Raw genomic sequence first — 12,863 nt, forward strand, 5'->3', positions numbered from 1 at the left:
ACCCGCAAGGGAGATCCCTGGTCGGGGGGTGAGGGGGTATCCCCTCATGCAGGCACGTTTCCTGGGTGGCGCCCTCGTTCCATGACCGTGGAACATCCGCAAGGGAGGTCCACACGGTCGGGGGATGAGGGGTGCTCTCCCCATTCTGCAAGTCAGCAAGCAAGGATTCTCGCGATCCATGAGAAATCTTCTTCGGAACAAACGGTTGGTGGCCATGGTCCTGGTCGCTTTGCTGGCGGCCCTGGGTGGTTATCTGTTGCTGATTCCGGATGGTGGTCAACGAAGCAAGCCGATCACCGTGGAACGCGCCAAGGTGGCCACACCCGACAAGAAGGGCGCCGAGGCTCCCCAGCCCAAGAGCGTGGCCGAATCCGCCGCCCAGCGTGAACCGGTCGGCACCGTCACCCAGTTCAAGGGGTTGGCCTACGCCAGCTTCGAGAGTGTGAAGCGCACCCTGGCCGAGGGGGCAACGCTGTTTCCGGGTGATCAGGTCGTCACCGGCAAGGAGACGCGCCTGATCATGAAGATGCGCGACGACGCGGTGATCGCCCTGGGTCCGGAGAGTGAATTCCTGGTGCAGGAATATCGCTTCGAGCCCGAGGAGGCGGCGGGCAACGGCGTGGTCAACATGACCAAGGGTATGGTTCGTTTCACCTCCGGCAAGCTCGCCAAAATGAAGGATCAACCCTTCAAGGTGGTCACGCCCGTGGCCACCCTGGGGGTGCGCGGCACGGAAGGGTTCGTTCGTCTGGGGGATGGCAAGGGCAAGGATCGGGAGATCGAGGTCATCACCCTGCAAAAGGAGCTGCTGGTGTGGATGGAGGAGGCGGGTCGTCCGGCTCCGAAGGCATCATCCGGCGAATTGTTCTTTTCGAAGGGCTGGTCGTTGATCAACGACGCCTGGGCCGCGGATACCAGCAAGGCGCCGCTGGCGGTCCGGCATGGCGAACGGCTCACCGGTAGCGCCAACAAGGCCCCGGAGGTCCGCAAGGCGACGCGGGAGGAGTTGCGCGGGGCCTATGGCTCGACCACGCTGCGCAAGATCTCCCCCAAGACGCGGGAAAAATTGACCAGCCAGGTGGCCAAATCCCTGGTGGACAAGGGGTTGGCCCCGGACAAGGCGACGGCGGAAGCGTTGTTGAAAAAATCTCCCCATGCCCTGGATGAGCTGGTGAGCAAGGCCGAGGAGAAGTTGGAGAAGGAGCTGGAAAAGGCGATCGAGAAAAGGATCGACGCGGACGAAAAGATCGCCGCCCTCGACGAGAAGTTGAAGGAGACCGTGGGCGCGGAGGGGGCTGCCAAGCTCCAGGAGATCGAACGTCAGCAGGCCGAACAGCTCGAAACGTTGCGCCGGGAGCGTGCCGAGCAGCTCGCCGCGATCGTGACCGATCCCGCCTTGAAACCGGATGCCGACGCGATCGTGGCCGGCCACGACGAGCGTCAGATCGAATTGCACGCCGAGTTGGGCGAGAAGATCGCCAAGGTGGAGGCGGAAGGGGATACCAGGAAGCAGGCCGAGCTGAAGGCCGAGTTGAACAACAAGCTCGCGGAGTTGGAGAAGGAGACCCGTCGCTCCCTGGAGTCTCTTCTGGGCACGGAACAGGCCAGCAAGGTCCAGGAGGCGGTTGCCGAGACGGCCAAGCGCGAGACGCAACTCGCCACCCAGATTGCCCATCAGATCGAAGCCGTGGTGCCCAAGGAGCAGTTGGAGATCGTGCGGAGCATTGAGGGGCAGAAGGGGCGGGTCGAGTCCGCAACCCCGTTCAACCTCAACGATCTGAGTCAGACCACGGCCACGACCAAGGCGCAGGAGGAGGCCATTCGGGCCATCGAGGCGGTCACCACCAGCCTGATCAACGGCGTTGCCGATGCGGTCAAGGCCGGCGTGCCGCTGGACAAGGTGATCCAGGGGCTGGACGATGCCGCCGTGGAGCGGCAGCGCACCGAGGCGACCCGTTTGGGCGTGGACCTGGAGACCGCCACGAAGAATGCCGAAGAGTTGTTGAAGGTGCTGGAAACATCTCCCCTGGCCGCGAAAAAGGGCAAGGAGTCGGATAAACCCAAGGAGACGACCAAAACCGAGGAGCCGGCCAAACCCGCCGAATCCACCGAGCCGCCCGTTGAACCCAAAAAGAGCGAGGAGCCGCCCAAGGCCACCACCACGGCCCCCGTGACCCCGACAGCCACGACCACCATTCCGGGGATCGCCCCCACGCCTTTGGATGCCGCCAGCACGCTGTCGTCGTCGGGATTCAGCTCCACCACCACGACCACCACCACGGTCACCATCAACAACGCGCCGACCATCGCGCTCCAGACCTTCACCATCTCCGAGAACGCCGCCAAGGGGACGATCGTGGGGACGCTGGTCGCAACCGATCCGGACGTGGCCGATCAGGGCAAGTTGCAATTCAGTCTGGGCGAGAATTTCGGCGGCGCCTTTGGCGTGGATTCGAGTACCGGGCAGATCACGGTGCTCGACCCGAGCAAGCTCGACTTCGAGACCAATCCGACCATCCGGCTCACCGCCGTGGTCAAGGATCTGCCCAAGAGCGGCACGGCATCGGCCACGGTGTGGGTGGTGCTGACCGACGTGAACGAGGCGCCGACCGTCACCTCCGGGAGCAGCGGGACCCTTGTCGAGAATGAGAGCGGCACGGTTTACACGGCCACCGCCTTCGATCCCGACAAGGATGACACCCTCACCTGGTCGCTTTCCGGGACCGATGCCGGATTCTTCCGCATCGACGCCACCGGCGTCGTGACCTTCCGCAATCCGCCCGACTTCGAAAATGCCAACCACGCGCCGACCTACGTCTTCGACGCGATCGCCACCGACAAGAAGGGGCTGTTTGGCTCCAAGACAGTGACCATCACCGTCACCGATCGCAACGAGGCGCCGGTGATCACCTCCGAGGCGGGGGTTCTCTTTGCGGAGAACGGGGCGGGCATCGCCTATCAGGCCACGGCCACGGATCCGGATGCGTCGGACAAGAACAAGCTCACCTGGTCGCTGTCGGGTAACGACGCGGCCCTGTTCGAGATCAATGCCCAGACCGGCGCCGTCCGTTTTCTGGCCAAGCCGGACTTCGAAAGCCCCAAGGACGTGGGCGGGGACAACGTTTACAACCTTACCGTGAGCGTGACCGATACGGGCTGGGAGGGTTCTGCGGCGCTAAGCACCTCCAAAGAGATCACCATCACGGTGGTCGATCAATCCACGGTCACGGTCACCTCCGCCGAATCGGTGACCTTCGATGAGAATGGTACCGGCATCGCCTATCAGGCCAAGGCCACGGATCCGGATCCGGGTGATGATCCGCGCATCTGGTCCATGGTGGGTGCCGATGAGTCGCTGTTCAACATCGATGCCGCGAGCGGCGCGGTGACCTTCAAGCAGCCGCCGGACTACGAAAATCCCAAGGATCACGGCAAACAGAACAGCTACCACATCACCATTCAGGTGTCGGACAAGGGTAAGTTCTTCGCCAGCAAGGCGGTGACCATCAACGTGCTCGACTTGAACGAGAAGCCGGTGATCGCCGTGTCCTCGCCTTCTGCGGTGACCTTTGCCGAGAACGGTTCCGGCAGCGCCTATCAGGCCACGGCCAGCGATCCGGACAAGAGCGATACCCTTTCCTGGAGCCTTTCGGGCGCGGACGAGGATTGGTTCACCATCAACGCCGATACCGGCGCCGTGAGTTTTCGTCTGCCCCCGGATTTCGAGAGCGCCAGCCATGGGCCGGTCTATGCCATCACGGTCAAGGTTCAGGACAAGGGCGGCTTGAACGACTCCAAGGCGGTGACCATCACGGTCACCGATGTCAACGAGGCCCCGGTGGTCAACTCCGGTGCGAGCGCCACCTTCGTGGAGAACGGCACCGGCGTGGTCTATACCGCCACCGCCACGGATCCGGACGCCAAGGATCTCTTCGGTTGGTCGGTGGGCGGTGCGGACAAGGCCTTTTTCACCATCGATCCCACCACCGGCGAGTTGCGTTTCAAGACCCCGCCGGACTTCGAAAATACCAGCCATGGGCCGGTCTATGCGATCGACGTGATCGCCACGGATCGGGCCGGACTGGCCGGATCCAAGAGCGTGACCATCACCGTCACCGATCAGCCGCCGACGATCACCTCCGGACCGAGTGCCACCTTTGCCGAAAACGGAACGGGGGTGGCCTATCAGGCGACCGCCACGCAGCTGGATGCCGGGGATGGGACGCGGGTCTGGACCCACTCCGGACTCGACGCCGCCCGATTCACCATCGATGCGGCCACGGGCGCGGTTCGTTTCGTGACCCCGCCGGATTTCGAGGCCCCGAATGACGTGGGTCGGGACAATCTCTACGAGATCAACGTCATCGTCACCGACAAGGGGAGTCTGAGCGATTCCAGGGCGATCACCATCACGGTCACCGATATCAACGAGGCGCCGAAGATCTCCGCGACCGCGCCGGCGTCGCTCCCCTTCAACGAGAATGGCAGTGGGGTCGCGTACCAGACCGTCGCCTTTGATCCGGATGCCGGAGATGTCATCGCCTGGTCACTCGGGGGCGCGGATGCGGGCTTGTTCACCATCGACGCGACCACGGGCGCGGTCCGTTTCGTGACCCCGCCGGATTTCGAGAGCGCCACCCATCTGCCCGCCTACGCGCTGACCTTGACCGTGACCGACAAGTTCGGCCTCACCGACGCCAAGGCGATCACCATCACGGTGGTGGATGTCAACGAAGCCCCGGTCATCACGTCGGCGGCAGGGGTGAATTTCGCCGAGAACGGCACGGGTGTCGCGTATCAGGCGACCGCCACCGACCCGGATGCCGGAGATGCCATCACCTGGAAACTCGCCGGTCCGGATGCGGGGTTGTTCACCATCGATGCCACCACCGGCGCCGTGAGTTTCAAGGCCGCGCCGGATTACGAGACCCCCCTGGATGTCGGCGGCAACAATGTTTACGACATCCAGCTCACCGTCACCGACAAGGCCGGTCTGTCTGCTTCCCAGGCGGTGACCATCACCGTCACCCCGGTCAACGAGGCCCCGAAGATCGCCTCGAGCGCGCCATCTTCGGTCACCTTCAACGAGAATGGCACCGGCGTCGTCTATCAGACCACGGCCACCGATCCGGACGGGGATCTGCTCACCTGGGCGCTCTCCGGCGCGGATGCGTTGTCGTTCATCATCGACGCGACCACGGGCGCGGTCCGTTTTGTGAATCCGCCGGATTTCGAGAACGCCACCCATGGCCCGACTTATGCCATCACCGTGACCGTCACCGATGGCGGCGGGCTTTTCGACGCCAGGCCGGTCACCATCACGGTGACGGATCTCAACGAAGCTCCGGTCGTCACCTCGGCGGCAGGGGTCAACTTCGCCGAGAACGGCACGGGTGTCGCGTACCAGGCGACCGCTACCGACCCGGATGCCAACGATGCCTTCACCTGGTCGCTTTCTGGAGCGGACGCGGCGCTCTTCAACCTCGACGCGGTTACGGGCGAGGTTCGGTTCAACGTCTCCCCGGATTATGAAAATCCTCAGGATGTTGGCAAAAACAACGTCTACGACATCGTTGTCACCGCAACGGACAAAAAAGGTCTCTCCAGCGCGTTGAATGTCGCCATCACCGTCACCGATGTCATCGAGAGGCCTTCGATCACCTCGGGTCCGACTGCGACCTTCCTGGAGAACGCGACGGGCATCGCCTATCAGGCGACCGCCGCCCCACCGGAGGTCGGAGATGTGTTGAGCTGGTCGCTCTCCGGTGCGGATTCCGGACGCTTCGCCATCGATTCGGTCACGGGCGCGGTCACGTTCCTGGCTCCGCCTGATTTCGAGACGCCGCTGGATGCTGGCGCGGATAACGTTTACACCATCAACGTGATCGTCACCAACAAGCTCAATCTTTCCGATACCAAGGCAGTCGCCATCACGGTCACCAACGTCAACGAGAAACCGGTAATCGATCCGAACGCGCCTGCGGCCAAGGATTTCGTGGAGAACGGTACAGGTGTGGCCTATCAGACCACGGCCACCGATCCGGATGCCGGGGATGTGCTCACCTGGACCCTGGGTGGCGCGGATGTTTCGTTGTTCGACATCAACGCGGTCACCGGCGCCGTGACTTTCAAGGCCGCGCCGGATTTCGAAAGCGCCGTCCATGCGCCGACCTACGCGCTCACCCTCACCGTGGCCGATCGGGATGGTCTGTTCGACAGCAAGGCGGTGACGATCAACGTCACCAACCTCAACGAAAAGCCGACCATCGATCCGACGGCCCCGGCAGCGAAAAATTTCGCCGAGAACGGCGTCGGAGTCGCGTATCAGACCACGGCCACCGATCCGGATGCCGGGGATACCCTCACCTGGTCGTTGACCGGCACGGATGCGGCCTTCTTCGCCATCGATCCGGCCACGGGCGCGGTGACCTTCCTGGCGTCGCCGGATTACGAGAGCGCGACCCACGGTCCGGCCTATGCCATCAACCTGGTGGTGACCGACGCCGGTGGGCTTGCCGATACCAAGGCCGTCACCCTCAACGTCACCAATGTCAACGAGGCCCCGGTGATCGATCCGTTGGCCCTTTCGGCGGTCACCTTCGCCGAGAACGCCACGGGCACGGTCTATCAGACCACGGCCACGGATCCGGATGTGCCGGACACCCTCACCTGGTCGCTGGGCGGGGCGGATGCGGCCCTGTTCACGATCAACGCCACCAGCGGCGCGGTCACCTTCCTGACCCCGCCGGACTTCGAGCATGTCCATGGGCCGACCTATGCCATCGACGTGATCGTGACCGATGCTTTGGGGCTTAATGCCACCAAATCGGTGACCGTCACGGTGACCAATGTGAACGAGGCCCCGGTGATCGATCCGACGGCCCCGGCAGCGAAGGATTTCGCCGAGAACGGCGTCGGAGTCGCGTATCAGACCACGGCCACCGATCCGGATGCCGGGGATATCCTCACCTGGTCGTTGACCGGCACGGATGCGGCCTTCTTCGCCATCGATCCGGCCACGGGCGCGGTGACCTTCCTGGCGTCGCCGGATTACGAGAGCGCGACCCACGGTCCGGCCTACGCCATCAACCTGGTGGTGACCGACTCCGGCGGGCTTGCTGCCATCAAGGCCGTCACCCTCAACGTCACCAATGTCAACGAGGCCCCGGTGATCGATCCGTTGGCCCTTTCGGCGGTCACCTTCGCCGAGAACGCCACGGGCACGGTCTATCAGACCACGGCCACGGATCCGGATGTGCCGGACATCCTCACCTGGTCGCTGGGCGGGGCGGATGCGGCCTTCTTCGCCATCAACCCGACCACGGGCGCGGTCACCTTCCTGACCCCGCCGGACTTCGAGCATGTCCATGGGCCGACCTATGCCATCGATGTGATCGTGACCGATGCTTTGGGGCTTAATGCCACCAAATCGGTAACCGTCACGGTGACCAATGTGAACGAGGCCCCGGTGATCGATCCGGCGGCCCCGGCAGCGAAGGATTTCGCCGAGAACGGTACCGGAGTCGCGTATCAGACCACGGCCACCGATCAGGATGCCGGGGATACCCTCACCTGGTCGTTGACCGGCACGGATGCGGCCTTCTTCGCCATCGATCCGGCCACGGGCGCGGTGAGTTTCCTGGCGTCGCCGGATTACGAGAGCGCGACCCACGGTCCGGCCTACGCCATCAACCTGGTGGTGACCGACTCCGGCGGGCTTGCCGCCACCAAGGCCGTCACCCTCAACGTCACCAATGTCAACGAAGCCCCGGTGATCGATCCGTTGGCCCTTTCGGCGGTCACCTTCGCCGAGAACGCCACGGGCACGGTCTATCAGACCACGGCCACGGATCCGGATGTGCCGGACACCCTCACCTGGTCGCTGGGTGGGGCGGATGCGGCCAGCTTCGCCATCAATCCGACCACGGGCGCGGTCACCTTCCTGACCCCGCCGGATTTCGAGCATGTCCATGGGCCGATCTATGCCATCGATGTGATCGTGACCGATGCTTTGGGGCTCAATGCCACCAAATCCGTGACCGTCACGGTGACCAATGTGAACGAGGCCCCGGTGATCGATCCGGCGGCCCCGGCAGCGAAGGATTTCGCCGAGAACGGTACCGGGGTCGCGTATCAGACCACGGCCACCGATCAGGATGCCGGGGATACCCTCACCTGGTCGTTGACCGGCACGGATGCGGCCTTCTTCGCCATCGATCCGGCCACGGGCGCGGTGAGCTTCCTGGCGTCGCCGGATTACGAAGCGGCCCACGGTCCGGCCTATGCCATCAACCTGGTGGTGACCGACTCCGGCGGGCTTGCCGCCACCAAGGCCGTCACCCTCAACGTCACCAATGTCAACGAGGCCCCGGTGATCGATCCGTTGGCCCTTTCGGCGGTCACCTTCGCCGAGAACGCCACGGGCACGGTCTATCAGACCACGGCCACGGATCCGGATGTGCCGGACACCCTCACCTGGTCGCTGGGTGGGGCGGATGCGGCCAGCTTCGCCATCAATCCGACCACGGGCGCGGTCACCTTCCTGACCCCGCCGGACTTCGAGCATGTCCATGGGCCGACCTATGCCATCGACGTGATCGTGACCGATGCTTTGGGGCTCAATGCCACCAAATCGGTGACCGTCACGGTGACCAATGTGAACGAGGCCCCGGTGATCGATCCGGCGGCCCCGGCAGCGAAGGATTTCGCCGAGAACGGTACCGGGATCGCGTATCAGACCACGGCCACCGATCAGGATGCCGGGGATACCCTCACCTGGTCGTTGACCGGCACGGATGCGGCCTTCTTCGCCATCGATCCGACCACGGGCGCGGTGAGCTTCCTGGCGTCGCCGGATTACGAAGCGGCCCACGGTCCGGCCTACGCCATCAACCTGGTGGTGACCGACTCCGGCGGGCTTGCCGCCACCAAGGCCGTCACCCTCAACGTCACCAATGTCAACGAAGCCCCGGTGATCGATCCGTTGGCCCTTTCGGCGGTCACCTTCGCCGAGAACGCCACGGGCACGGTCTATCAGACCACGGCCACGGATCCGGATGTGCCGGACACCCTCACCTGGTCGCTGGGCGGGGCGGATGCGGCCCTGTTCACGATCAACGCCACCAGCGGCGCGGTCACCTTCCTGACCCCGCCGGACTTCGAACATGTCCATGGGCCGACCTATGCCATCGACGTGATCGTGACCGATGCTTTGGGGCTCAATGCCACCAAATCGGTGACCGTCACGGTGACCAATGTCAACGAGGCCCCGGTGATCGATCCGGCGGCCCCGGCAGCGAAGGATTTCGCCGAGAACGGTGTCGGAGTCGCGTATCAGACCACGGCCACCGATCCGGATGCCGGGGATACCCTCACCTGGTCGTTGACCGGCACGGATGCGGCCTTCTTCGCCATCGATCCGGCCACGGGCGCGGTGACCTTCCTCGTGCCGCCGGATTACGAAGCGGCGCACGGTCCGGCCTATGCCGTCACCGTGGTCGTCACCGACTCCGGCGGGCTTACCGCCACCAAGGCTGTCACCATCAACGTCACCGATGTCAACGAGACGCCCCAGATCACCTCCACGCTGGCGGTGAACTTTGCCGAAAATGGCACCGGTACCGCCTATCCCGCCACGGCGAGCGATCCGGATACCGCCCATGGGGATCTGCTCACCTGGACGATCGCCGGAGGCGCGGACGCGGCCCTGTTCACGATCAACGCCAGCACCGGCGCCGTGACCTTCCTGACCTCGCCCAACTACGAGGCACCCACGGATGCGGGCGCGGATAACGTCTATGACCTCACCCTCACCGTGACCGATACCCTCGGCCTGTTCGACACCAAATCCGTGACCATCACGGTCACCGATGTCAACGAGCCGCCGGTGATCAACTCCGCGACCAGCGTGCCCAACGTCGTCGAGGGGACCACCACCGCCATCTACACCGCCACGGCCACGGATCCGGAGAACAATCCCTTCACCTGGTCGCTCTCCGGACCGGACGCGGCCAGCTTCACCATCGATGCCAATACCGGAGCCCTGACACCCTCCGCCTTGCTGCGCTACGGCTCGCCGGCGGATGTGGGCGCGGACAACGTTTACAACGTCACCCTGGTGGCCACCGACAACGGCACGCCGGTCCAGGCCGGAACGCTTGACATCACCGTGACCATCATCAGCAAGATCGACCTGAGCAACCTCACGGTCTACGAAAATGCCGATCTCGGCACCGTGATCGGTCAGTTGAGCGCCTTGAATCCGGAGGGAGGCGTCACCTTCTCCTTCTCGCTTGCCGCCAATCTGGAGAATCTTTTCGATGTGCAGACGAGCGGGACCAACGTCTATCTGGTGGTGGGGAGCGCGGCGGTCAAGCCGCTGGTGGTGGGCGACCACGCCGTGACCCTGCGGATGGACGATACCCTGGGACGCACCTTCACCCGTCCGGTGCTCGTTACGGTCCAGACCGTGCCGTTCGATATGACCGGCGCCCTGGTGGTGAACGATGCCACCTACAAGGCCGATGGCGAACTGGTGCTCAAGAGTATCGTCAAGGGGCTGTATCGCGCCTCCAACGATGCCACCGGGCGGACCGTCGATCTCTCCGAAACCGACATCGCCAAGCTGATCGTGGGCAAACTCGGACAGCAGATCTCCAACGTCACGTTCACAAAATCGTTGCAGGAGGTTCTGCCCATGCTCCGCGTGGAGTTGCTGCCCGCGGATGATGCGCAGATGATTCGGGTTCGGGCGCGGATTGGGGTGGTCGAGGCCATGTATGCCCGCCTGCCCGCCTCGGTGCGCACGGAGTTCGGCACCTGGTTCGACACCTTCTTCAACGCGGTGGCGCCCTATGCCACCAACTACACCACCGATTTGCAGATCCGGCTGATGCCCTATCTGCAGACCGTGCCGGATGGCGCCGGCAGTCATGTGGAGCTGTGCGTGGATCTGGCCGGTTCGACCCTGGAGGTGCTGAATCTGCGCATGGTGCCGCGCATCGGCATGGACATGGCGTCGATGCTGACCAGCTACAACGCCACCATCCGACAGTTGTTGAAAAGCGATGGTTCCCTCACCTTCTTCACCGGCGGGGGTGGAAACGGACCGGCCAAGCACTTCCTCGATCAGGCCATGAAGGAGGCCACTCAGGCCAACCAGATCGCCAATGCCCCGGCGGGGTCGGTGATTCAGAAGGGATTCAACACGCAGATCGCCGCGGATGGTCGCTCGGTGCAGGCGTATGACGCCAGCAACCACACCAGCCAGCAGATCCCGACCTGTCAGCGGATCGACTACTATCTGCCAGGCTGGATCAACGGCATCTCCATCACCTCGGGGAATGTGCAGTTGACCCGCTGAACCGCACCCGGTCATGTGTGGTTCTTACCGTTGAGAAAAAAGAGAGACTCTGGGAGATGCCTCTCCCAGGGTTTTGATGTTGATCTTGATGTTGATCTTGGTTGGAGCGCGTTCTTCGCAAAGAAGCCTTTTTCGCGGTGCTTGCGAAAAAGACGCCGCGCGCGGTCTTCGAGGGCGTCGTTTCCGTTGTTTGGGAACGACGCCCACATCCTGCTCACAGCCTTGCGACAAACGACGCATCCCAAGGCTGGCCGGCTGACTCCTCAATCCCCGAACGCGCGCAGGGCCTCGGCCAGCTCGCGGGTGACCCGCCGACCCGCCTCCAGGGTCAGATGCTCCCCAACATCCCCATACGATTCCGGATTCCGGTAGGCATGGGTGAAGTTGCGGTTCAGGTCGATGATGCCGCGCAGATTGGGGAACTCCGCGCGCAGGATCGCCATCTGTTCCAGCCACTGGCGCTGGACCACCAGGTTGTTCTCACACCCTTCCAGACGTACCGCCGGCACAATCACGAAGAACAGTCGGGTTCCCCGCGCCTGCAGGTCCGCCAGGAATTGCCGCTGGAGGGTTTTGCCGCGCTGATCCTCCAGCACGAACTCCCGCTGACAGTCGGGATCGAGCCGGGCCTGCTCCCAGATCGGTTGTTGATCGCGCCACTGTTTGTCTTTGAGTTCCGCGCGGTGCCTCTCCGCATCGGGTGACGGGGATGGCGCGGGCAGGAGGCCGCCGAAGGAATCGACCAACGCATCAGCGGGGGGCTGCCAATCGACCAGGGCGGACAGTCGTTCGGGATAGCCGCGCAGCCGGCGCAGCCAGGCTTCGGGCCCCTCCGGCAGGAAGCTCTGCGGGGTTTCCAGATTCTGGATGGTTTTCCAGGCCGCCTGTTGCCAGTAGGTCTGTTGGCTCCCCCAACGCGGTTGCGACCAGGTGCGCAGGGCGTCGGGAATGAGCAGGGCCAGAACCCGTTGGCGATAGTAGAGCAGGGGCATGGTGGCGGCGAGGGCGTCCGCGCTTTTGGCTTCCAGCCAGCGGAAGAATGCAGCGTACTGGATGACCCGCAAGGCGTGGCCCGAGGAGTTGAGCAACTGTTCGCGGATCGAGTTGGCCAACCGGTGGCGGAGTTTGAAATCCCGTGGACTCACGGAGAGAATCAGGGTCTTGGGTGGCCGGTCTGCGATCAGCCGGTTCATCAGCTCATGATAGAAGGGGAAGTAGCCGCCCCCCACCGAGAGGGAGTGGACCGTGACGGGTGGTTTGCCGGGTTGGGAGAGCGCCTGGGACAGGGTGGTCGGATCGAGGGGCTTGGAACGGGAGTTGCCGAGGATCAGATGGTCTACCTGGGGGCGTTGGGTGTAATGGTGATATTTATAGCTGAACTCGGGATCCAGGAACATCCTGGAAGGGGGAATGAACGGCTCGTCCGAGAGAATGGCCAGGTTGCCCGCCAGAAAGAGCAGCGCCAAAAGGGGGATCCACCCGGTACGCATCATCACCGCAC

General features: G+C 63.7%; 2 protein-coding genes. One reads left to right on the forward strand and one right to left on the reverse strand.

The window, feature by feature from the left end; all coding sequences use genetic code 11:
- The first annotated feature begins 178 nt into the window (after window positions 1-178).
- A complete protein-coding gene (locus tag ACOY6C_RS00865; protein WP_420903585.1) occupies window positions 179-11,362 on the forward strand; it encodes a cadherin domain-containing protein in 11,184 nt (3,727 codons plus the stop codon).
- A gap of 263 nt (window positions 11,363-11,625) precedes the next feature.
- Here ACOY6C_RS00865 and ACOY6C_RS00870 read toward each other — a convergent pair whose 3' ends face one another.
- The gene (locus tag ACOY6C_RS00870; RefSeq protein ID WP_420903586.1) at window positions 11,626-12,855 is read right to left on the reverse strand and encodes a hypothetical protein; all 1,230 of its coding nucleotides are present in this window, start codon (window positions 12,853-12,855) and stop codon (window positions 11,626-11,628) included.
- Window positions 12,856-12,863 lie beyond the last annotated feature (8 nt).

Origin of the sequence: Candidatus Magnetaquiglobus chichijimensis, assembly GCF_045865675.1 — a bacterium.
GTDB classification, from domain to species: domain Bacteria; phylum Pseudomonadota; class Magnetococcia; order Magnetococcales; family Magnetaquicoccaceae; genus Magnetaquiglobus; species Magnetaquiglobus chichijimensis.